Here is a 21,971-nt window from a genome sequence, read left to right as displayed (position 1 = left end):
TTACACAAGTAAAACAATTCTCAAAAGAGTATTGTTCCCATTATTTTTGGAACAAAATACACCATCAGCCCAGATACTACGATATATCCCAGAGCATAGGGCAGTGCTTTCTTCATGATCTCACCTTCCCTGCCTTGCAATCCACAGGCGGATGTAGCAACAGCTATACTTTGCGGAGAAATAATCTTCCCACCTGTTGCTCCTGCTGTATTTGCAGCTGCCAGCCAACTAGGGTCTGCACCTGTTGTATGCGCAACCGAAGCCTGCAATTTACCGAACAATATATTTGAAGAAGTATCACTACCGGTAAGGAATGTTCCGAGACAGCCTATTGTTGGAGCAAACAGCGGATATAATGAACCTGTGGCTATCGCAAGAGCCAGTCCCAGTTGAGAAATCATTCCCGAAAAATCCATTATAGAAGATAATGCAATTAGCGAACAAACAGTTACTATTGTTTTGCGCTGCTGCTTTATTACGGTTCCAAGAAGCTTAATAAGTTCTACTATTTTCGCTCCCTGAAGCAACCCACCTAAAATAGAGCCTAAGAATAGCAATACTCCGGCATCGGTCAACCATGAAACTTTAATAGACCGAACAACCTCTGTTTGTGTTACTGCATCGAATATATTCTGGCTAAACAATGTTGTAGCCGACAGAGGAGCTAAAATATTCCTAAGAGGTAACAATGGACTTGTCAGTATTACTAATATAAGGATAAATCCATAAACACTCCATGCGTTTATTATCTCCCCCATAGTTCTTTTCGGAAACTTAGCTTTCAATTCTTTATCTTCTTTCGTCGCTGTCAACTTCGCATATATAATGATAGCGATGATAGATGCAATACTACCTAAGATGGCAGGTGTTTCGGCTCCCATGTATCGGGCTGCAATATACTGAACTGCAAGAGATACAACTCCCACAATCACACTCAGCAGGATATGTTTGGGTAAAGATTTAATCCTCGGATCGGTCATAAACACCAATACAAACGGTATCAGGATCATCAAAGGAGATAATTGCAATACCACCTGAGTACTCAGCACCTGTATATCGGTCACTCCTGCCTGTTCTGCCAATACTTTTACGGGTGTACCTACGGCTCCAAATCCGGTTGCCACACTATTGGCAATAAGACTTGCAACGGCCGAAAATATAGGCTTAAAGCCTAAGCTGATTAATATAGCTGCCGGAATAGCTACCGCTGTTCCGAATCCTGCCATACCTTCGAGTAACCCCCCGAATCCCCAGGTAAGCAATAGCACCTGAATACATTTATCGGATGAGATGGATGAAAACTGCTCTTTCAGAATTTCCATTTTTCCTGTTTTCACCAGTACATTATAGCTGAATATAGCCATAATTATAATGATCAAAATAGGAAAAATAGCCTTAAGAACCCCATAAACAAAAGAAAGACCTGTATCTGCCACAGGAAAACCGAAAGCAAACAAGGCCAGTACAATTGTCGTGACTAGAGTTATCAGAGCACTTTTATCCCCTGCCATTTTAAGAAATCCCATCAGGATTATTAATAAGAGGACCGGTATCGTAGCAAAAGCCACATGTCCCCATGAAACCTCCAGGTTACCGGCCAGAGCGGTACTTTGTAAAAGAATATTCAGTGCTGTAAACATGGTGTATAAGTTTTTTGGGTTACGTGAATTGTATGTAGTTTTTCGTTGATTACGCAAATTATACTTTTTTTACGAAAAGACTCTATTCTTTTAATATGTTATATTGCAGGTTTAGCAAGTTTTTTTTCTTAATTAAATATTAAAAAAGTCTTTGCACAACTCAATTTTTGCCTATTTGTTATACATTTGCGTCCAAATAACACTTTCAATGAACACAAACATTAGAAACTACGAATTATTGGCCGAAGGCAAAAAGTACCAGCACTCAAAGATTGGAGCTATACCTATTCACGAAAGAGTATCACCGAATATAAAAAAGGCCTTATATTCTCCCCTGTTCGATAATGAGATCGAAGTATTATCGGTAAAAGACACCCATCTATTACAATCATCTGCAGAAAAGAAATACGGGATATCTTTTCTATACAAGGGTGAAAGATATGAATCGGAAATAGCTGTCCGGAAGATAGAAGACCTGGATCTTCAGGATTTCGGATTGGCAAATACCGCCGAAGATTGCGATTTCCACGAAATGATCGCTCACTCCGAGTATATCGAGGTAAGTATGCTATTCGGGGAAAGCTCTCTAAGATCTTTTCACTGCCAGCTAAAATTGCTTCATATCATCGTGCCCGAAGCCTTAATGGTTATCGACTTCTCTACTTACAGAATACTGTCCGGCAAATGGCTCAAGCTGGCCGCAGAATCCAAAATTCCCCCTTCGCCCGATTATTTGTATGTATTGTATGCAGGATATGAACAGAAAAACAAAGATAAAATATACTGGTTCAGAACTTACGGATTATTGAGGTGCGGTATTGTAGACCTCGAGATGTTGAATATACATTCGGATTCCCATTCTATGTATGACCTGGTAAATAATGTTGTTAAACGCTTCCTCTCTTCCCCTGTGAAAGAAAATGAAAAGTTTACAATCGGATTCGACGGCTTACAGATCAATCTGGCATGGATAAGGTGGGAGCACGCATTATCATACTTTCCGGAAGACATACTGGGTGGCATTATTGAGCGGGAAGAAAGTGATAGAGTCCAATCTTCTCCTGCCGGTATTTTGTTTGCGGTGGAAGACGGCAACCTCACATCTCCCGAAATATATGTTTCGGCTCTGTCAAACAATCCTATACTCTTTGTTTCTGCCGAAGAAACAATAAGAATGAGCAGTCTGGCTAAAGAACGTTATCCGTACTTTTTCCGATTGTTTTTAAGATACAGGGACAGGCAGAACAGTTCATTCCTCCGTAAAATATTATACCCAAGAGACAAAACGATAGACGGTTGGTCTTTTTGGGTAAAAATCGGCATAACAATAGATTCTCCCAAACAAGATTCGGAGAAAGAGCATTTGTGGTTTACTGTTATTAATGTGACGGAATCAACTATTTGCGGACAATTGATAAACGACCCGTACTGGATAGCGTCTCTCAACAAAGGAGACATCGGAACATACCCGACAGGAATGCTTACCGACTGGTTGATTTCGGATAAAGAAGGTAATCAGTATACTCCTGATTCTATCTATCTGCTGCTTGATTAAAACTATTATAGTATATCTGAAAATCGGAGACCTTAATTCACTTTCGAGACTTTCTCTCCTTTGAAAAAACCTATTATATTGCTTGCCACTTCACGCTGCATATCGTGACGCCCGTCAAGAGTCTGGGTCCCGGCATGAGGTGTAAGAACAACATTATCCAATGCAAAGAATTCGGGATTAATATTAGGTTCCGTTTCATAAACATCAAGACCCGCCCCATATATACGGTTTTCTTTTAATGCTTCTATCAAAGCCTTCTCATCGACAGTAGATCCACGCGATGTATTGACCAGAATAGCCGATGATCTCATCTTTGCTATTGCTGCGGCATTTATTATATGGTAAGTTTCGGAAGTGGCAGGTGCGTTTACCGATATATAATCGGACTGTATCAATAAGTCGTCAAAACTAACATACTTGGCATTATACTCTTTTTCGATAGATGGATCAAGCGGTCTGCGGTTATGATAGATCACGTTCATACCCGAAGCGATAGCTCTACGGGCAATAGCCTGCCCGATACGCCCCATGCCGTATATCCCCAGTGTCTTGCCATATAAAGACAATCCAAGATTATCATACAAGCCCCAGCCAACACGCTCCGATCCTCGAAGTTTGTTGTTGAAGTATCCTATTTTACGAGCTACAGCATGCATCAATCCAAAACACAACTCGGCTGTAGGTTCAAGTACCGCCTGAGGGGTATTTGTTACGGTTATACCTTTCTGCGCAGCATAGTCTACATCTATATTATTGTATCCTACTCCGTAATTTGCTATTAATTTCAGATTTACTGCTTTATCTATAATCTCCTTATCGGTAAAAAAACTGAAATTAGGAATAAAGACATCGTACTCTCCAATCATTTCAAGAATTTCATCTTTCTTGAAATAACTCTTTTCCGGATATGTTATGTCGAACAAAGTTTCCAACTCAGAGAATGGTTCTCTATGAAAATTATGTCCTGACAGTATTTTCTTTTTCATAAAATATGCTTTATTCCTAAAAACGCTTATCCTATAAGGAATGTTTACATCTTAGTATCTTTTAGAAAGGAAGATCGTCGGCACTGTCTCCGCCAAAATCAGCAGGTGCAGGAGGAGCCTGATCATAACTCGGAGCAGGAGCTCCGGCTGGATAACCACCCCCTGTTGGTGCTGCCAGATCTACTTTCCATGCACGTATATCGGTGTACCAGCGACCATTATATTCACGGCTTTCCACATCGAAAGATATGTCTAAGATATTACCAATCTGAAGTACGGCATCACTAGCCTTATCACCCCAGATAGAGATACATACTTTTTTAGGATACTGACCGTCTGTTTCTACTATAATATCTTGTTTTCTCCACTCTCCGTTTTTACTTGTTCCTGATTGCAGAGGTAACATCTGAACCAATTTCGCAGTTAATTGCATGATTTAAAGAATTTATTTTTGTTCATACAAATGTACAAAAATCTACTCACTTGGGAGGGTATCATCGGTATTTTCTAAACTATCATTATCTTCGGATCCTTCCGATTTATTCAGAAACTCCTGATAATAAGAGATCAAAAGAGTTGTCATAGGTATTGCAATAATCATTCCGGCAATTCCCATCAACGACCCCCATACAGATAACGACAACAGTATAATAGCAGGATTAAGTCCCATGGCTTTACCCATAATACGGGGAACCAATATCATATCGATAATACATTGCACAACAACATACAAGAGTAATACCATTCCGACAAGTGCCCAAAAACCCTGTCCGGTCTGCGAGGCCTTAAGCCAACACAGCAGTACGGCAGGAGCTATACTCAATATATGCATATAGGGTATCATATGCAGAATACCGATACACACACCTAATACAATAGCTAACGGCAGACCGATAATCTGAAACCCGATCGCAAACAGTGTCGCCACAATAACGCAAATCAGAGCCTGATGCCTGAAATAAGTATTCATACTTTTTTCTACATCAGCGGTGAGCTTACTTACTGTTTTCCGATGACGGTGAGGAACCATATCCATCCACAGCTTATTTATTTTATCATAATCCAGTAAGATAAATATCAGATACAAGATCACAATAAATACAACTGTAAACCCAAGTATAAATGAGATACCGCTCGATAACATATTTTGCACTGTAGGCATAATATATTTCAATGTTTCAGTAGCATTTTCGGTAGACAATGTGTCCCGCAAAGACTGAAAGTCTATGTGTTTTTCGATAAAATCATGGACACTCAATGGAATTCCGTTTATCTCAAACGATTGAAGCTGGTATGTCGTGACCAGATTATTAATCTGATAAATTTCGTTTTCTATAAGGGGTGTAATACTCATGATGAGTAAAGTGAGGACTCCTATCAGAATGGCAAAAGTGAGCATTACCGCAAGATAACGTTTCTTCAAATGCAACTTTACCTGTAAGAAACGGACTATGGGGTTTAACAAATAGGCAATCAGCCATGCTATAAGAAACGGCAACAACACACTCCTCAGAATATAAATGAGGTAAATACCGGCTCCCAGTAACATTAAACTTATACAAAGCCGAATAACCCGATCGAATGTAAACGGCTTATCGAAACTATTATTCATAAGAAAGAAGATGTTTATTTAGGTATCAAACCATATCCTATCTTTGCAAAGATATTTCTTTTTCGTATAGTACAACTCATAAATATAGAAGATTTAGTTCGTAAAAGCGGATAATTTGTATCTTTAAGCTGTACTCATTATCAAGATCACAGACATGTTTATTACTTTGACGAGTATAGCATCCTGAGCTTATTATAATGTGAAAACAGATCATTAAATACAGTCATTGACTTATATTTGTACACCTATCTATTATGAAATATTATTTGCTTTTACTATTGTATATATCCATGTTTTCGACCGGTTCGGCTCAAAATGCAGCAGGATCTTCGTTCTCTTCTTTTCCGGGATTCGAAAACGCCTCAATCGGTTTTTGTGTCAAAGATTTAAATGGAAATGAAATAGCCTCTATCAATAAAAACACGACTTTAACGCCTGCCTCAACCCTAAAGATCTTAACATCGGCAACAGCCCTAGAAATTATGGGAGATAAGTATTCTTACCCCACAACACTGGCTATAAATACAAATAATCCTCAACAACTGATCATCCACGGATATGGAGATCCTACTCTGGGCAGCGAATATATAGGGAGAGGAGCCAATGATTTTCTGAAAGACTGGGTAGACCATATCAAAAAACAGATAGATTCGCGGCAGCCCATCAATATATTGGTTATCGATAACTATTTCGGATACAGCGGCGTCTCATCCAAATGGTTAAAAGAAGATCTCGGCAACTATTTTGCTGCGGGAGCATACGGTATAAGTATTTACGATAATACATACCGCCTTTATTTTAACACAACTGACATCGAATCCGCTCCGCAGATAATTAAGACTCAGCCAGAAATGCCCGAGCTGATCTTCAGGAATACCCTGAAGATGAACTCCAACAACGAAGACAATGGGTATATCAACGGAGAAATATTCAGTAACTACCGTACACTTGTAGGAGATATTCCGGCTAAAAGAGCCTCGTTCTCTATCAAAGGAGACATCCCCGATCCGGGTCTAATGCTGGGTAAAATAATTTCGACAAAACTACAAGAGGAAGGATACTCCATAGCTAAACTCGAAACTTCTCGATATCTATATTACGAAAATATGTATAACAGATTCGGCTCTGCAAATCCCGAAGAAAAAGTATTCTATACATATCGTTCTCCGGCTTTAAAAGACATAATACGTGTAATAAACGAAAGAAGCAACAATCATTATACAGAACACCTTATTCGGACAATAGGACGTACTATCGGAGATAAAAGCATTTACACAGATGCTCTTTCGGAAGGAGTCGCTCAAACATCTTTATTCTGGGAGAACAAAGGTATTAACACCAATTCTCTCCGTATGTATGACGGATGCGGACTGGCCCCATCGGATGGCATCAGTGCTGAAATGTTGTGTGATATTCTCGTGTATATGAAAGCTAAAAGCAAATACCGTGATGCTTTTGTAGAATCTCTCCCAAAAGCCGGAAAAGAAGGAACTGTACGTAATGTATTAAAAGGAACACGCCTGGAGGGTAAAGTGGTTATGAAAAGCGGCAGCATAGCCAATGTACAGTGTTTCGCAGGATATTATACCGACGGAGACAAACAATATGCATTTTCCATTATGGTTAATAACTACAATAGCTCCCGCAAACAAGTTGTGAGAGCTATTGAGAATTTATTATTAAATACCTTTTAAAGGATTCTGTTCTAATTCAGTCTTTAGGAAAGACCTGCCATTGGGATAATTTTCAGCAGTTTAATTCTATATCTCAGCATGGTGTATGCAGGTATATATGTCTGTGCAACACCATAATATCCTAAATTGTAAGGAACAATTGCCTCACGTTCTTCATTCAGTTTCATATCCTGAATAAGTGTAGCCCAAGCATCAGTTCTAAGATCTATAGCACTAGCACCTGAAGAGAAGCGGTAATATTCGGTCGTAGCAGTGGTAGAAGTAACACGCCTGTTTACACAAACCTTATACGGGTTTTTATTGGGATTTGCCATCAAACTGTAATAAGATGGGTTTTCGGTAGAAGCCGCAATTATCTTCTTATTGTCCTTATCATAATACCAGACTTCAAAACGAACTTCCACTGTATCCGTAAATTCAGGTTTTGCATCAACAGTCATTCGCAATGCTATATCAGAATCTGTAATAACCGAAGACTTTTTCCAATATAGACTTCCTTCTTTGGTCTGAGATTCCAAGGCTTCCCATCCCGATGCTTTTATAGAGTCTGAAAATCTCTTTTCATTTAATGCTTTCCATTCCTCATCAATCGTCACATCATTATTATCATCGTCATCGACACATGATACTCCGATGAATAAACTGAAAGCAAAAAGCAGGAAAAGTGTTGAGTAGTATGTTTTCTTCTTCATTTGAAATTATTATCAATACCTATATTAATTTATAAAACAATAGACAACGACAAATCATTTTCTATCAATTGCAATTCTCGCAAAAATAAGATATTTAAAGAGAAGTCTTTTATAAAAAATGTAAATAAGTAAAATAAAGTATTTAATGATTCCTTTTTTAGATATACAATATATGCCGATTCCGCAATCTGAATTGCTCAACCGGCATATAATATTTTGTTAGTTTCGGTTTTCGGTCATTACACCAATTTTTTCAACAAGCTCTTCATACTCACTTGTTCCGAAATAATATTAGAGAGTTGATCGATAGCAACACGTTCCTGAGTCATTGTATCACGATAGCGGATAGTTACTGTATTATCTTCCAATGTCTGGTGATCCACAGTTACACAGAACGGTGTTCCTATAGCATCGTGACGGCGATAACGTTTTCCGACACTATCCTTTTCATCATACTGACATTTGAAATCGAATTTCAAAGCACTCATAATCTCCTCTGCTTTTTCAGGCAAACCGTCTTTTTTCACCAACGGTAAAATACCTAATTTCACAGGAGCAAGAGGAGCCGGAAGTCTCAACACAACTCGTTCCTCTCCACTTTCGAGCTTTTCTTCACAATACGATGCCGCAATAGTCGAAAGAAACATGCGGTCTACACCGATCGAAGTTTCGACCACATACGGAGTATATGATTTATTCAGCTCAGGATCGAAATACTGGATTTTTTTACCTGAGAATTTTTCGTGGCTGCTCAGGTCAAAGTCTGTACGTGAGTGAATACCTTCCACTTCTTTGAACCCGAATGGCATTTCGAATTCGATATCGGTAGCCGCATTAGCATAGTGAGCTAATTTATCATGATCGTGGAAACGGTATTTCGCATCTCCATAACCTAGAGCCTTGTGCCATTTAATACGGGTTTCTTTCCATTTTTTAAACCAATCCAATTCTTCTCCGGGACGAACAAAAAATTGCATCTCCATCTGTTCGAATTCACGCATACGGAAAATGAACTGACGGGCTACTATCTCGTTACGGAATGCTTTACCTATCTGGGCAATACCAAAAGGTATTTTCATACGTCCGGTTTTTTGTACATTCAGAAAATTAACAAAAATACCCTGAGCTGTTTCAGGACGCAGGTATACCTTCATTGCTCCGTCAGATGTAGAACCCATCTCTGTGGCAAACATAAGGTTAAACTGACGAACTTCAGTCCAGTTCCGAGTCCCGCTGATAGGGCATACAATCTCACAATCTACGATAATATTACGAAGTTCTTCCAGATTGCCATCGTTCAATGCTTTTGCAAAACGGGTATGTACTTCATCCCTTTTTGCCTGATATTCTTTTACGCGGGGATTTGTTTCTTTAAACATAGCCGCATCAAAACTTTCACCGAATCTCTTGGCTGCCTTTTCTACTTCTTTGTCGATCTTCTCGTCTATCTTTGCCAGATAATCTTCAACAAGGACATCGGCACGGTAACGTTTTTTACTGTCTTTATTGTCTATCAACGGATCATTGAACGCATCAACGTGCCCCGACGCTTTCCAGATAGTAGGGTGCATGAATATAGCAGAATCGATACCTACAACATTTTCGTTGAGAAGTACCATACTATCCCACCAATACTTTTTAAGGTTGTTTTTCAGCTCCACCCCGTTTTGCCCATAATCGTAAACGGCTCCCAGCCCATCATAGATTTCACTTGACGGGAATACAAATCCATACTCTTTACAGTGCGAAACAATCTTCTTGAAAACGTCTTCTTGTGCCATATTTATAATTAAATCTATATTTAAGGTCTCAAGACCTTTATTTATCCATTTTTCTTCGGAAAGACAAAGTAAATGCTTTTTTCGCAAATTTCATATCTTTTTATTGTTTTGATTAGTATTATTCTTATTTTTGTATGAGTTTATAAAAAACAATTCTCATGCTAAAAAAATTCCTACTCATGATACAGGTATTCTGTGTCGCAACAATCTCGGCTCAATCTAAAACTGAAAAAACCGAGATTGCAGATGATATCGAAATTCTGAAATTATCAGACAACCTTTACCTTCACAGAAGTTTTCTCGAAACCCAAAGCTGGGGTAAAGTAGGAGCAAACGGATTGATTCTCATAAAGAACAACGAAGCATTGCTTATTGATACTCCGTGGAACAATGAACAAACCGAAAGACTCGATAAATGGATATCAAACTCTTTACATGCAACCATTAAAACAGTAATACCTACCCATTGGCACGAAGACCGCATGGGCGGCTTAGCTTACCTTCAGTCGAAAGGAGTAAAATCTTATGCTAATGAGCAGACGATAGAACTAGCCAAAACTAAAAACCTTCCTATACCCGACACCGGATTTAAAGATTCAATCGACATCAATTTTCAGGGATTCGATCTCAAACTATATTATCCGGGAGGAGGACATACTACTGACAATATAATTGTATGGATTCCGTCCGAAGATATCCTTTTCGGAGGGTGTTTTATCAAGGACTTGCAATCATCCAATCTGGGAAATCTTGCCGATGCCGATGTTGCAGCATGGCCACAATCGATAAAATGGGTTCTAACCAAGTTTCCTGATATTAAGACTGTTGTTCCCGGACACGGTAACATGGGAGGATACAACCTCTTGACCCATACATTAAAGCTTATTAATGAACATAATACGGTCAGGTAATATTTTTTTCTTATTTTTACGAGTAAGCAATTAATTTACTGCAAGTATTTTAATGATATACTTTTAGTTTATAACAGCTTTTGGCTATTACACTTGCCAAAGTAATAAATAGGTCTGTGACCTTATAAACTTCTTATATGAGAGCACTTACAGGAATACTAATAACCATCATCGTATTAACAGGAGCCACTCTTACCGTATTGGCTTTGTGGGGAATACAGCCCATATCGTGGACTATTGTATGGAAATCGGGAGTTACCATCGGTATTGTTTGTGCAACTGCGGTACTTATCTATCTCCTTTATTTTCTGTTTTTCAAGAACTTTCAAAAAAATAGACAAAAATGAAAACTTTCGGTCTGATAGGCTATCCTCTAAAACACTCTTTCTCTTATCGTTTTTTCGGTGAAAAATTCACAAAGGAAAGAATAGATGCTCAATATCTGAATTTTGAGATTGCCGATATAGACAGACTTCCCGATATCATCAAAGAATACACCAAGCTGGCAGGATTAAACGTGACTATTCCGTATAAGGAACAAGTGATTCCTTTTTTGGATGAATTAGACCCGACTGCAAAAGCCATTGGAGCGATTAATGTCATTAAAATCGACAGAAGAGGAGATAATATACACCTCAAAGGTTTTAATTCGGACTACATCGGATTCAGAGATTCTATTTCACCACTGATCAATCCGGAAGTACATCACAAGGCTTTGATTTTGGGTACAGGGGGAGCTTCTAAGGCTGTGGAATACGGGCTCAAAGATCTGAATATAGAAACCCAATATGTATCTCGTTCAAAAAAAGAGGGAGTTATTACTTATGCTGATCTTTCGGAAGAAGTCATGTCGGAATATACAGTTATTATAAATGCCTCACCCATAGGTACGTTTCCGAATATAGACGAATGCCCTGATATTCCATATAATTACATCGGAAAGAAACATTTACTGTACGACCTTGTGTATAATCCGGCAGTTACGAAGTTCCTCGATTTAGGAAAAAAACAAGGAGCAAAAATCAAAAATGGAGAAGAAATGCTTGAGCTGCAAGCAATAGCAGCATGGCATATCTGGAATGAATAGCATCTTAGATAAGAAGATATAAAAGAGAGATTTGCCGAAGAGTCTCTCTTTTCATTATTCCTTCTTACCGGACTTTGATCCGCTGTGTCTTTTTTCGTCAAATGCAGAAATAAACAGATAAACACTGCAAACAGAAACAATACTCAATACGGGAATGTAAACCGATGAGGACAACAACGCCTGACTACCATACAACAGATAGACAATCAAAAGTATAACGCCTACTATACCATACATAACTCCAAGAATAGGGAATAAAGTCGAGAAAACAGAACTTTTTTCTTTTATATTCTTGCGAGACAAGGATGTTTCGGTCTCTATCTGCCGCATGATGCGATATTTAAGATTCTCTCCGGCTCGTTCTTTTGTTCCGGAGAATAAATTCCTCAGCTGATCGTCGTTTCTTTTATTTATATTATTATCCATAACTATATCTATATTAAGTAATAGAAAGTATTAATGACATGTTTTGAAGCGATACCCTGCTATTGCAGCTATGCTTGCAAAGTCAATAGGTCTGAGACCTTAAAATATTTCTTTTTGTACAGATGCCGTTAATAATTCGGCAAACCTTTTCCTCGCTCTGAAAAGCCTTACTTTTACATTCGATTCGCTAAGCGATGTTATCAGAGCAACATCCTTTATCGAATTTTCTTCCAGATAGAACAGAGTCAATATCAAAGACTCTTCTTTCGGCATACTCTCCAGAGTACGTGCAATTATAACCTTACGTTCATGCTCTTCCATCTGAGCCACGGGGTTCCAGTCATCAGACTGACTTTCGTTATTCAACTCTCTGTAATCAACAAATTCAGTATGGAAACTCGCTACATTTATATAAGACAATGCGGTATTATACACTATACGGTAAAACCATGTTGAAAATTTACTGTCCGCTCTAAAAGTATGTAAATTATGAAAAGCTTTGACAAAGGCATTTTGTACAATATCTTCGGCATCCTGCCTGTTTTCGCAGATACGGAAGGCTATGGTCACAGCCATATCCTGATAGGTATCCACAAAATAGGCAAAGGCGGACGTATCCCCCTTTAGCACTTTACGTATCAACTGCCTCTCATCCATCCGCTTATTCGTCGAAATTTTTGTCCTTTGTGACTAGATAGAAGAGAATATAAGCCAGACCTAAAAACAGCAATATACATGCCGCCAGAATAAAGAATCCGGTATCTTCCGACAAGGATAACACGGTTTTCAATATAATTCCGAGAATAAGTCCGATAGCAATACCCACACACAAAAAACCATTGCGCAGCGAGCGGTACTTATTAGGTGTTGGTTTTGCCTGAGTCGCAGGTACAATGCCTTGCTTTATCAGTTCCAGATTTTCTTTGTGCTTAGTCCGCAGACCTACCAATCCTAAATACAGACTGAATCCGATTGGAAGGGCTACTGCCGACAGGATTGCTATAATCGGAACCAGATCATCTAAATCATTCATATTTATATTTATTTATTGGGTTACATCAATATGACCGGACAAGTTATATTTTGGTTACAACTTTTTTCGGTTATTTTTCTTGAATCGAACTTTTATCTGAAAGAATGAGACTTCGTCTGTTTAAAATCTGAGATATTTACTCTATAAACTTTGGAAGACGGTATATTATCCTTTTTTCCACCTAAAATAAACAACGCTTCATTTTCGTATAACATTTCAGCATTATTTACATCAAAACCAATATAATATCCAGAAAGTTCACCTGTATGAATATTATAAGTATATATACGCCCATTATCGTAAAGATATACTGTATACTTATTGTCGAAAGCCAGAGCCGGACGTTCCATTGACTGAGGCAATTGTCCTTCAATCCGGTATTCTCCGGTAGATATATTATAAGTCCCGATATCATAAAGCGGACGTTCTTTGTACCCCCCAAACAGATAAATAATATTGCCAGCGATAATCCCTTTTGTTTCTTCGGCATTTGCAACAGGCACATCAGGCAACTCATACCAATAACCGCTTTTCAAGTCAAGCATATGTACTTTATTAGTATAACCTTTTACGATTTTATTGCCATGCTCCGATGATTTGACCGAACCGCCCAAGACTATAATGTTATTATCGGCAATGACTGATGCCGAATTAACAGCCTGATGAGGATTTGTTTCATCAATAATTAATGAATCCTGAGCAATATTATATACTTCGACCTTGTTATTCAATCTTTCGAATTTTATATTTTTTGTCTGAAGTTTACCTCCTAATACGTATATTTTACCTTGATTATACAACACATTGTGATATGCCCTTTTTGAAAATCGGCGATTGGATGTCATCCATATATCTGATCCCAGATCATAAATATACATTCTATCACTAAATCTGAATAATTGCATTGCAATATCTCCTCCGATCACACCTTTCATACTCGCCTCTCTATAATCTTCATCCAGAAATGATCCTTCCGCCGTATGGGCATCTACCGAAATATCCCCACCTATTATATATATTTTATTTTCAGCTATGGTTACTCCAAAGTTGGATAATTCCACCGGAATATCTGCTAATTCAGAATAAGGCAAACTGATTGCCAAATGAGGCTGTACACTTGTTACTGTAACCTGAGATAAAGACTCATCTTGTAATTTCAGATATACAAGATTATCTGATTTCTTAATGTGTCCAACCGTTATTTCCTGCAATGCATAACCGATGAATGAAAATAATATAGTATCATTATCCAATATGGGCTTAAAGCTTTTCAGACTGAATACTCCGGCATTATCCGTTGTTGTTTGTTCTCCTTTGTTCTTTAATGTAATACTTACTCCCGATAAAGGCTGATTAGTCATAAAATCTTTCACCTTTACTTTATCCTGACAAAAAAGAACCTGAGACATACCTGGAATCGCCAATAACATCAATAATCCGATCTTTAGATTCCTCATAAACTCCGTTGGTTTATCTGTTGTATAATACATATTCTCTTACCTTTCTTAGTTCCGACGTATCCACTTTATATAGTTTATCAGAAGGATCACCAAACCTTTTTCCTCCGAGAATATACAATTCGCCTTCTTTATAAAACATCTCGGGGTTAACAAGGTCTGTCAATAAATAGTAGGCCTTCATCATATTACTTTTCACATCCAGACAATACAATACCTGATCATTATAGATATAAATGGTCGATTTATTATTATACGCTATAGCAGGACGCTTCATAGCTTCAGGCAGTTTTGCTATTAATTTGTATTCTCCCGAAGAAAGATCATATGTACATATATCATGAAGAGCATATCCCCTGTAGCCTCCGATCAGGTAAATCGTTCCACCTACAACTGTCCCGTTCAGTTCTGAAGCCTTCTCTTTGGGCAGTTCGGGTAATTCGTACCAATATCCGGTCGACAAATTGAGCATATGCCCTTTACTGGTATACACCTGATTACCTCCATTATATAATTTAGTCGATCCACCTAATACTATTATATTATTATCATAAACCACAGACAAGCTATTGACCGCTTGATGCGGATTACTTCGGTCAACAATCAGGGTATCCTTAACCGAATCATATACTTCTATTTTATCATCCAGATATTCTAACTTTTTGTTTTTAGAATTGCGTTTTCCGCCAAGTATATATATTTTACCATTGTTATTAATCACGTTATGATTTGCTCTTTTAGAGAAAAGATATCGGGATGTTGTCCATGTATCTGTAGGAATATCATAAACATACATCTTGTCATTATAAGCAATCCATTGAAAAGCAGGCTTTGTTCCGCCTATAGGAGCAGCATTAGGAGCGATTACTTCATTTATGGAAATATTCCCACCTACCACATAAATTTTCTCTCCTGCAATAGCCGCTCCGAATTCGCTCACCCATCCGGGCATGTGATTAAGTTCGGTAAAAGGAATAGAGGACAGCAGTTCGGGTTCACGGCCCTCAACTACAGCCTGACCTAAAACTTCGACCTTCATTTTAAGGTAAACGGTGTATTCCATGCCTTTCAACGCCGAAATCGGAATAATCTCCTGACCATACCCGACACTCGATACGATCAGAGTATCTTTTTCGGTTACAGGATGTAATTTTTGCAGATCGAATATCCCATCGTCTCCGGTCTGGAGCTGTCTCGATGTTTTTTTCAGCAGAATACCTGCTCCCGATAAAGGCTGATTAGTCATAAAATCTTTCACAGTGACTTTATTCTGAGCAGATAACAATATCCAAGGATAGATAAGTAAAAGAAAAAAGGCTAGTTGTTTCGTATTCATAGTGTTTCAGTGTTTGGTTAAAAGTGATGTCTAAAGTTAAGAATAAATCTGAGGCAGAAATAAAAAGGGGATCGTTTTTCAACCATCCCCTTTCTTTCTGTCAACTATTTTCAAGTTTCTCTTTTTTCCTTTTCTTATATCGTTTCCGGTACACAATATATCCTGATACTAAGATAGATACAAATAATACTCCGGAAATGAAAACAAACAAATCGGATAACATCTCGAAATATAGAGGATATATCCGTCCGACATGTACTTCGAGACTGGCATGCCACAAAGACATCCGTCCGTTTTCGACCAGTTGAGTCGGCATCGGCGTAAACTGAATATCAGAATTTAGGGTATGAGCCCCTTTTCCGTATTCAAATGCAACCGGATATCCTTTATAGTCATTAATGTAACCACTTGCCGGATTTGTAATTGTGGGACGTCCTCCCATTTGCGGTATATGCAGCGTTTTTGTAATAGCATTTATACTCTCTCCGGTATGCTTATCCCAATAAAAAAGGCCGCTGAAAGACCCTACAACCCATTGAGTCGAATCGAGCTGCTCCATAACATTTACCCCCATCACACTTACAGGTGGTGTCTTTTTCATTTTCTGAGGAGTATCCTTCAGATCTTGCATTTTGTAAAAACCTTCAGAGGAATATACAATCCATTCTTTATCAAATGCATCATATCTCAATGTCCTTAGTTTGTCAAACCAAGCATTACCGCTTGCCAGAGATGTTCCCGGTATCGGAACCATTTTACCCCTTATAATAGAGATCAGCAGCGGCGGACGCAGGAAAGCACCTGAAATACCCAATATCAGAAAAAAGACAAGAAGCATTACCCCCAACTTATTATGCCATTTAAGCGATCCTTTCCAAGTGGAAGTATATCCGGCTGTTTCTTTTTGCTTCTTCTTACGGCGTTTTATTATTCCTGGAAATAGAGTGATAATTATTCCTGTAATACAAAAAAAGATGGCAACCAGTCCCAGAAAATCGACAAATAACCGTCCGGGTATATGAAACAATTCTCCACTATGCAAAGTCCACATAGTGCGGAAGAGTGATGCTTCTTTTTTATAAAAAACAGGAGCTTTCAGCTCAATTTTTGTATAGAAATCGTACGGATATGCCGAAACATATATATGAGAGCGGGTCATTACAAACAGAGAATCATCCTTTACCGCCAAATCGCTGATTCTTTCGTCTAACTCTGCCTTTTTTGACAGATTTATCCATTCCGACTTTGACTTATCTAATCGATATAAATCGAATGTCGACACGGTAAAAACATCTCCCCGATCAGACTTAACAATGCTGGTTATGGAACGGTTATCGGCTCCCTCCTTAAAACCATCCTGATACAAGGTAAAACCCGAATAATTCTTATCGGTCAACCACAAGCCGCTGCTGCCGTATACAAAAACAGAATCGGCTGATAAATCGAAGCTCCCCTTGATTGCTCCGTTATTCCAATTATTGTACCTGTAGTTCTCAGGCATCCACGAACGTGGAATATCCAAGCCCGAAATCAGTTGACGGTGATTCAGAAATATACCTGATACCGAGAACATAATAATGAAGAATGATGACACCAAGCCTATCCACTTGTGCCACCATCTCATTTTGCGTACTTTTTTCTTTAGTTTAGTTTCCATTTTAGACTGACATAGAAAGTTCTACCCGGTGATATACTCGAATAGAAACTACTGAATTTAGTTTTATAGTCGAATAAATTATTAATTCCTGCATTGAGAGTAAATCTATATGGCAAAGGCTGCGCATAAGTTAAACGCCAGACAGAATATCCATCGTAATGAATTTTATACTCATCGGTGGTTATACTCGTCATTCCGGTATTCTCGTCTATTTCAGAAATATCTTCGTTGCCGTATGTATCCATTGAACTAAAATATTTACCACTGAAACTTAATGTAGGATTATATTTTCTGAAGAACCGAGACGTATAATCAACACGGAATGTGGCTGTATGAGGTCTTTCCGTTGATTTCTTACCCAAATCATCATGAACATAAGTATAAGAAGCTTTCAACAAAATATTACTGCGCAACTGGTGAGATATACCTAATTCTACTCCCAATATTTTCGCTTTGCCCAAATTTCGATAATAAATGGTGTCGTTATTCAGCCAAATCGAGCTGATCTTATTGTCCATCAGCGAATATTGACCCATTGCGGTTATTACAGTTTTTCCCAAAGAGACTTCAGTCGAGAGATTAAAGTTATTGCTTTTCTCCGGTTTGAGGTCTTTACTTCCCACGATCTGGAAACCTCCTCCATATGGGTGGAACCAGTCGGTATATAGTTCTTTCAGGGTTGGAGAACGAAAGCCTCCGGAATATCCTCCACGCAATGTTACGCGGGACATCGGCTTATACATTGCCGATAAATGGGGGGTCAAACGTCCTTTAAACTTAGAATGATAATCATACCTCAAGCCTGTTACCAATGTCAATTTGTTATTCAAAACCCATTCCTGCTGAGTATAGCCCGAATAAGTATAAGCATCACGTTTGGCATTGCTTCCATCACTTTCAAACATAAATGTCATCAGATCATCCGAAAAGACCTCAAATCCTGCAACAAAGGAATGCCGACGACCTATTTTCTGATCGTATATCCCTCCGACGTGCCATTGAGTGTTTTCATAATTTTTCTCTTCTTCTTTAAGCAAACGGTAATAGTCGTATTTATTATACTTATCATAATTTCCGGATAGAGATAAATGCCTGTCTTCCGAAAATGTATATTCGGCTTTTAAACCTCCCGAATAATCATAATAACGATCTCTCACTTTTTTACCGTCTAATCCTCCGGGGTTCCGTTCTTTAAAGTAGTATCCGCCTTTAGCTTCTATCTGCAACTTATCAGAGGCATTAACACCAACTTTTCCTGATAAACTATAATCCTTGTAGCCTGCAATAATAGTTTCACTCAGATCTCTTTCTTCTTTTGTTCCATCTTCGAATTCCTGAGTAAGGGGAGAACGGTCTTTCAGTGTATAAGGATCTCGTTGCTTCATTGATCCGGTTATGGAGGCATATCCCCATTTTTGTCGGGAACCTACGGTTAATCCGTAATTCTGTTCACCTTCACTGGCAAATCTACTGTTTGCGGTTATTTCGATAGGTTTCTCCGGCTTTCTGCCTATAATATTGATTACGCCACCCACTGCATTCGATCCGTATAGAGACGAAGCCGCACCCTTCATGATCTCTATTCGCTCCACATTATCCATGTCTACACGATTGTAATCTATATTGTCGAAAGTTTCTCCTGCAATCCGTTCTCCATCCATTAAGAACAGGACGTATTTACCTCCGAAACCTAACATATTAATATTTGCATGTCCGCCATTATTTGTAAAATTGATACCGGGAAACTCGTATTCCAATAATTCTCTAAAATTGGCAACCTGTGCTTTCTCTAAAACCTTCGACGATATAATCTGAACGGCTATAGGTACATTTTTCAACAGCCGTTCGGTACGGGTAGCTGATACTACAACCTGATCTAAATCGACTGATTTTTTACATAACGGGATATTTATATCTTGATCACCTGCTGACAAATCAACTGATATTTTTTGTTCTTCATAACCTAATGCCGACACATGTAATATTACTCTTTCATTTTTCAAACCCGGCAATTTGAATATACCATCGGACTCGGACAAAATGGCTTTGTTGTATCCGGGCAAACTGATTGTCGCTCCATGTAACACCTCATAGGAGCCGCAATCCACAACTTTTCCTCTGATAATACGATTTTGAGTATAAACCGTAAGGGTTGTAAATAATAATACTAAAGATATGAGAAATCTCATGATTTATGATTGATTAAGGACATAGACCTCTTCTATCCGAATATATTCGGGCAGAAAGGTTATGCTATTATAATTAGGCAAGGATTAAAAAAACATAGAGTTAAAGGAAAATGCCAGAGAAAAAATTCCGTCTGACATTTTCCTTTAAGGTCTCAGACCTTCTTATCAACTTTGTCAGTATTTAGACAACGGTCAGTCATTGTATATCTAATGTACAATTAGATACTTTCGGTTACTTACAAAGCCTCTAACTTAGATCTTATTCTTAAAATTTGGTAGAGCCATCAGCATTATACTGATATTTAAAACTCACATATCCGGCAGCGTTCTTTTCGTTCTTATTATCATATAATGATAATTTCACATAGTTGCCATCTGCAGCTTTAACGACATAAATCGAACCATTGATGGTATACTTGGGAGGAGGATTACTTGTATCAACAGTCAGCCATCCGGTCAAAGTCTGAGAAAAAGGCTGGTCTTCTGTAGTTATTCCTGTTCCTGTAAATGAAGTTGTGATCGTTCCGATCTCATCGGTTTTATAACCTGAAGACGGAGCCTCTTTTATATCATCCCAATTAGTAGAAGTAGTCTGAACTACTGCACCTTTACCTTTACCCGATTTACCGCCGTTCAGCCTTATATCTCCTCTATGGAAAGCTATATCCCAAGAAAGATCATTCGCAAAGTCAGTAACTGTTACAACCGCATTTTTCGAGAAAGAGAAATATACCCAATCGGTATATGATTTAACATCAAGAAACTCTACTGTTTTAACAGTACCGGGAGTCCCCCCGTTATTTTTTCCGCTATCGTCATCGTCATCGCTGCATGCAGAAAATGCAAAAAACACACATAAAAATAATGCTAAAAACTTAAATTGATTTTTCATTGTTTATGAAGGTTGATTAGTGTACAATTATGTTTACAAAGATATAATCATAAGAAAACCAATACAATCCCTAAAAACCATGAATATTCAGCTGCCCAATACCTAATTATAGTTATAGATAAATCCGGCCTATAATAGACAAGATCTATCAACTGTAAATATTTTACCAAGTACAGGATTTATCCTTTCACCACCATACACAAACTGTCCTCGAGAGCTGTTACTGAATGAATAATATTGACCGGAATATTCACTTCGTCATACTGATTCATCATCACAGTTTTATCTCCTTCTTTATAAATTACTTTTCCTTCGAGGACAACCAAACGCGCAGGAATATCTGTCTTATGATCATCCAAAATCATCTTATCTTTAAAGCCTATTATTATAACTTTAAAGTTATCACCGCTTTTTAAAACTCTTGGAACCGGACGTTTTGCCGACTCCAGATCTTTCTTAATATCTTTTATTGTCATAGATTTTATATTAAGGTCTAAGACCTATTTATTAAACACTTATATATGTCTCGATTTTATCTTTATTTTTACAACTCCAACATCTATATCCCTTTCCTCTCAACAGACCAATTATCGGAGCCGGAACAAACGGAGTCAACAATTTTAAAATCTCGCCTTCCGACAACGCATTTGCCTTTGATAAAATATCCTGCATCGGAGTCCCCCCGCCATTGATAACAGGGCAAGCATCAAAAACCACCGTCACAGCCTCATTCTTTGCCCAAATAGGACGTTCCTCTTTCAAAATCTCCGAATCGGAAGAATCTTCGCCTGAGACGGATAAGCCTGCAGCATTCCTCAGAGTGGTTATTAAAACAGACAGATCTAAATTTCCAACTTCGGCTACTTGTTTCAATGAAGCTACTTTCGCTACGGTTTTTCGTAGGATCGGATTTTTCAATTTCGCAAAAGCAGGAGACATGTTCAAGAGTACCTCTTCCAATTCGGGATAGTATTCGAGTATCTCCCCCACTTTTGTTTGTATTGTGATATCGGGCTTTTCCAT

21 protein-coding genes are annotated in these 21,971 nt (G+C 38.2%); 5 read left to right on the top strand and 16 right to left on the bottom strand.

Going from position 1 to position 21,971, the window contains the following annotated elements; genetic code table 11:
- Positions 1-20 precede the first annotated feature (20 nt).
- Complete coding sequence (locus tag AABJ51_RS15430) at positions 21-1,640, bottom strand: L-lactate permease (protein ID WP_084158536.1); 1,620 nt, start codon at positions 1,638-1,640, stop codon at positions 21-23.
- A 208-nt stretch (positions 1,641-1,848) separates the two neighbouring features.
- Here AABJ51_RS15430 and AABJ51_RS15425 point away from each other — a divergent pair, with 208 nt between their 5' ends.
- Positions 1,849-3,195, top strand: coding sequence for a DUF4026 domain-containing protein (locus tag AABJ51_RS15425; RefSeq protein WP_338373284.1), 1,347 nt, complete (start codon positions 1,849-1,851; stop codon positions 3,193-3,195).
- Positions 3,196-3,227: 32 nt separating this feature from the next.
- Here AABJ51_RS15425 and AABJ51_RS15420 read toward each other — a convergent pair whose 3' ends face one another.
- The 3 genes from AABJ51_RS15420 to AABJ51_RS15410 all read right to left on the bottom strand — a co-directional run bounded on the left by AABJ51_RS15420 (position 3,228) and on the right by AABJ51_RS15410 (position 5,793).
- Positions 3,228-4,181 (bottom strand): NAD(P)-dependent oxidoreductase, encoded by a 954-nt coding sequence (locus tag AABJ51_RS15420; protein WP_338373283.1) that lies wholly within the window; start codon positions 4,179-4,181, stop codon positions 3,228-3,230.
- A gap of 61 nt (positions 4,182-4,242) precedes the next feature.
- Positions 4,243-4,614, bottom strand: coding sequence for a DUF3127 domain-containing protein (locus tag AABJ51_RS15415; protein ID WP_026626396.1), 372 nt, complete (start codon positions 4,612-4,614; stop codon positions 4,243-4,245).
- Between the two features lie 42 nt (positions 4,615-4,656).
- Positions 4,657-5,793 carry an AI-2E family transporter gene (locus AABJ51_RS15410; protein WP_338373282.1) on the bottom strand — a complete coding sequence of 379 codons (1,137 nt, stop codon included), beginning with the start codon at positions 5,791-5,793 and terminating at the stop codon, positions 4,657-4,659.
- Positions 5,794-6,047: 254 nt separating this feature from the next.
- On the opposite strand from AABJ51_RS15410, the gene dacB reads away from it, so the two are divergent.
- A complete protein-coding gene (gene dacB / locus AABJ51_RS15405) occupies positions 6,048-7,487 on the top strand; it encodes a D-alanyl-D-alanine carboxypeptidase/D-alanyl-D-alanine endopeptidase (protein ID WP_338373281.1) in 1,440 nt (479 codons plus the stop codon).
- 23 nt (positions 7,488-7,510) lie between these two features.
- Here the strand turns inward: dacB and AABJ51_RS15400 are convergent, their stop codons facing one another.
- Both AABJ51_RS15400 and AABJ51_RS15395 read right to left on the bottom strand, forming a co-directional pair.
- Complete coding sequence (locus tag AABJ51_RS15400) at positions 7,511-8,179, bottom strand: FKBP-type peptidyl-prolyl cis-trans isomerase (RefSeq protein WP_026626393.1); 669 nt, start codon at positions 8,177-8,179, stop codon at positions 7,511-7,513.
- A gap of 239 nt (positions 8,180-8,418) precedes the next feature.
- A complete protein-coding gene (locus AABJ51_RS15395; protein ID WP_134435732.1) occupies positions 8,419-9,960 on the bottom strand; it encodes a glycine--tRNA ligase in 1,542 nt (513 codons plus the stop codon).
- A 158-nt stretch (positions 9,961-10,118) separates the two neighbouring features.
- Here AABJ51_RS15395 and AABJ51_RS15390 point away from each other — a divergent pair, with 158 nt between their 5' ends.
- The 3 genes from AABJ51_RS15390 (at position 10,119) to AABJ51_RS15380 (ending at position 11,958) form a co-directional block, all read left to right on the top strand.
- Positions 10,119-10,871: a subclass B1 metallo-beta-lactamase DYB-1 gene (locus AABJ51_RS15390; RefSeq protein ID WP_338373280.1), complete on the top strand. Its 753-nt coding sequence runs from the start codon at positions 10,119-10,121 to the stop codon at positions 10,869-10,871.
- A gap of 137 nt (positions 10,872-11,008) precedes the next feature.
- Positions 11,009-11,218 carry a hypothetical protein gene (locus AABJ51_RS15385; protein ID WP_338373279.1) on the top strand — a complete coding sequence of 70 codons (210 nt, stop codon included), beginning with the start codon at positions 11,009-11,011 and terminating at the stop codon, positions 11,216-11,218.
- The gene (locus tag AABJ51_RS15380; RefSeq protein WP_338373278.1) at positions 11,215-11,958 is read left to right on the top strand and encodes a shikimate dehydrogenase family protein; all 744 of its coding nucleotides are present in this window, start codon (positions 11,215-11,217) and stop codon (positions 11,956-11,958) included. Before AABJ51_RS15385 ends, AABJ51_RS15380 begins: the two co-directional genes overlap by 4 nt.
- Positions 11,959-12,012: 54 nt before the next feature.
- On the opposite strand, the gene AABJ51_RS15375 is transcribed toward AABJ51_RS15380, so the two are convergent.
- The 10 genes from AABJ51_RS15375 to AABJ51_RS15330 form a co-directional block, all read right to left on the bottom strand.
- Complete coding sequence (locus tag AABJ51_RS15375; protein ID WP_035331684.1) at positions 12,013-12,384, bottom strand: hypothetical protein; 372 nt, start codon at positions 12,382-12,384, stop codon at positions 12,013-12,015.
- Positions 12,385-12,483: 99 nt separating this feature from the next.
- A complete protein-coding gene (locus tag AABJ51_RS15370; RefSeq protein WP_338373277.1) occupies positions 12,484-13,041 on the bottom strand; it encodes an RNA polymerase sigma factor in 558 nt (185 codons plus the stop codon).
- Between the two features lie 4 nt (positions 13,042-13,045).
- Positions 13,046-13,417 carry a DUF6249 domain-containing protein gene (locus tag AABJ51_RS15365; protein ID WP_134435728.1) on the bottom strand — a complete coding sequence of 124 codons (372 nt, stop codon included), beginning with the start codon at positions 13,415-13,417 and terminating at the stop codon, positions 13,046-13,048.
- Positions 13,418-13,509: 92 nt separating this feature from the next.
- Positions 13,510-14,874, bottom strand: a complete 1,365-nt coding sequence (locus tag AABJ51_RS15360) for a Kelch repeat-containing protein (RefSeq protein WP_338373276.1) — start codon at positions 14,872-14,874, stop codon at positions 13,510-13,512.
- Between the two features lie 13 nt (positions 14,875-14,887).
- A complete protein-coding gene (locus tag AABJ51_RS15355) occupies positions 14,888-16,210 on the bottom strand; it encodes a Kelch repeat-containing protein (RefSeq protein WP_338373275.1) in 1,323 nt (440 codons plus the stop codon).
- Between the two features lie 100 nt (positions 16,211-16,310).
- Positions 16,311-17,867, bottom strand: a complete 1,557-nt coding sequence (locus AABJ51_RS15350) for a PepSY domain-containing protein (protein WP_338373274.1) — start codon at positions 17,865-17,867, stop codon at positions 16,311-16,313.
- Positions 17,852-20,056: a TonB-dependent receptor gene (locus tag AABJ51_RS15345; RefSeq protein ID WP_321577301.1), complete on the bottom strand. Its 2,205-nt coding sequence runs from the start codon at positions 20,054-20,056 to the stop codon at positions 17,852-17,854. The genes AABJ51_RS15350 and AABJ51_RS15345 overlap by 16 nt, the downstream gene beginning before the upstream one ends.
- Before the next feature lie 265 nt (positions 20,057-20,321).
- Positions 20,322-20,948, bottom strand: a complete 627-nt coding sequence (locus AABJ51_RS15340; RefSeq protein ID WP_051290700.1) for an HmuY family protein — start codon at positions 20,946-20,948, stop codon at positions 20,322-20,324.
- A gap of 179 nt (positions 20,949-21,127) precedes the next feature.
- On the bottom strand, positions 21,128-21,424 hold the full coding sequence (locus AABJ51_RS15335) for a cupin domain-containing protein (RefSeq protein WP_134435724.1): 297 nt from the start codon (positions 21,422-21,424) through the stop codon (positions 21,128-21,130).
- A gap of 31 nt (positions 21,425-21,455) precedes the next feature.
- Positions 21,456-21,971, bottom strand: coding sequence for a DUF1858 domain-containing protein (locus AABJ51_RS15330; protein WP_035331681.1), 516 nt, complete (start codon positions 21,969-21,971; stop codon positions 21,456-21,458).

Source organism: Indolivaga capnocytophagoides, assembly GCF_036511535.1.
GTDB classification, from domain to species: domain Bacteria; phylum Bacteroidota; class Bacteroidia; order Bacteroidales; family Dysgonomonadaceae; genus Dysgonomonas_A; species Dysgonomonas_A capnocytophagoides.
The sequence above is the reverse complement of the archived record's forward strand: the minus strand, read 5'-3'. Positions and strand labels throughout refer to the sequence as shown.

Coding starts and splice junctions, on each gene's coding strand:
- AABJ51_RS15430 (WP_084158536.1), bottom strand. CDS start 1,640: ATGTTTACAGCACTGAATATTCTTTTACAAAGTACCGCTCTGGCCGGT.
- AABJ51_RS15425 (WP_338373284.1), top strand. CDS start 1,849: ATGAACACAAACATTAGAAACTACGAATTATTGGCCGAAGGCAAAAAG.
- AABJ51_RS15420 (WP_338373283.1), bottom strand. CDS start 4,181: ATGAAAAAGAAAATACTGTCAGGACATAATTTTCATAGAGAACCATTC.
- AABJ51_RS15415 (WP_026626396.1), bottom strand. CDS start 4,614: ATGCAATTAACTGCGAAATTGGTTCAGATGTTACCTCTGCAATCAGGA.
- AABJ51_RS15410 (WP_338373282.1), bottom strand. CDS start 5,793: ATGAATAATAGTTTCGATAAGCCGTTTACATTCGATCGGGTTATTCGG.
- dacB (WP_338373281.1), top strand. CDS start 6,048: ATGAAATATTATTTGCTTTTACTATTGTATATATCCATGTTTTCGACC.
- AABJ51_RS15400 (WP_026626393.1), bottom strand. CDS start 8,179: ATGAAGAAGAAAACATACTACTCAACACTTTTCCTGCTTTTTGCTTTC.
- AABJ51_RS15395 (WP_134435732.1), bottom strand. CDS start 9,960: ATGGCACAAGAAGACGTTTTCAAGAAGATTGTTTCGCACTGTAAAGAG.
- AABJ51_RS15390 (WP_338373280.1), top strand. CDS start 10,119: ATGCTAAAAAAATTCCTACTCATGATACAGGTATTCTGTGTCGCAACA.
- AABJ51_RS15385 (WP_338373279.1), top strand. CDS start 11,009: ATGAGAGCACTTACAGGAATACTAATAACCATCATCGTATTAACAGGA.
- AABJ51_RS15380 (WP_338373278.1), top strand. CDS start 11,215: ATGAAAACTTTCGGTCTGATAGGCTATCCTCTAAAACACTCTTTCTCT.
- AABJ51_RS15375 (WP_035331684.1), bottom strand. CDS start 12,384: ATGGATAATAATATAAATAAAAGAAACGACGATCAGCTGAGGAATTTA.
- AABJ51_RS15370 (WP_338373277.1), bottom strand. CDS start 13,041: ATGGATGAGAGGCAGTTGATACGTAAAGTGCTAAAGGGGGATACGTCC.
- AABJ51_RS15365 (WP_134435728.1), bottom strand. CDS start 13,417: ATGAATGATTTAGATGATCTGGTTCCGATTATAGCAATCCTGTCGGCA.
- AABJ51_RS15360 (WP_338373276.1), bottom strand. CDS start 14,874: ATGAGGAATCTAAAGATCGGATTATTGATGTTATTGGCGATTCCAGGT.
- AABJ51_RS15355 (WP_338373275.1), bottom strand. CDS start 16,210: ATGAATACGAAACAACTAGCCTTTTTTCTTTTACTTATCTATCCTTGG.
- AABJ51_RS15350 (WP_338373274.1), bottom strand. CDS start 17,867: ATGGAAACTAAACTAAAGAAAAAAGTACGCAAAATGAGATGGTGGCAC.
- AABJ51_RS15345 (WP_321577301.1), bottom strand. CDS start 20,056: ATGAGATTTCTCATATCTTTAGTATTATTATTTACAACCCTTACGGTT.
- AABJ51_RS15340 (WP_051290700.1), bottom strand. CDS start 20,948: ATGAAAAATCAATTTAAGTTTTTAGCATTATTTTTATGTGTGTTTTTT.
- AABJ51_RS15335 (WP_134435724.1), bottom strand. CDS start 21,424: ATGACAATAAAAGATATTAAGAAAGATCTGGAGTCGGCAAAACGTCCG.
- AABJ51_RS15330 (WP_035331681.1), bottom strand. CDS start 21,971: ATGGAAAAGCCCGATATCACAATACAAACAAAAGTGGGGGAGATACTC.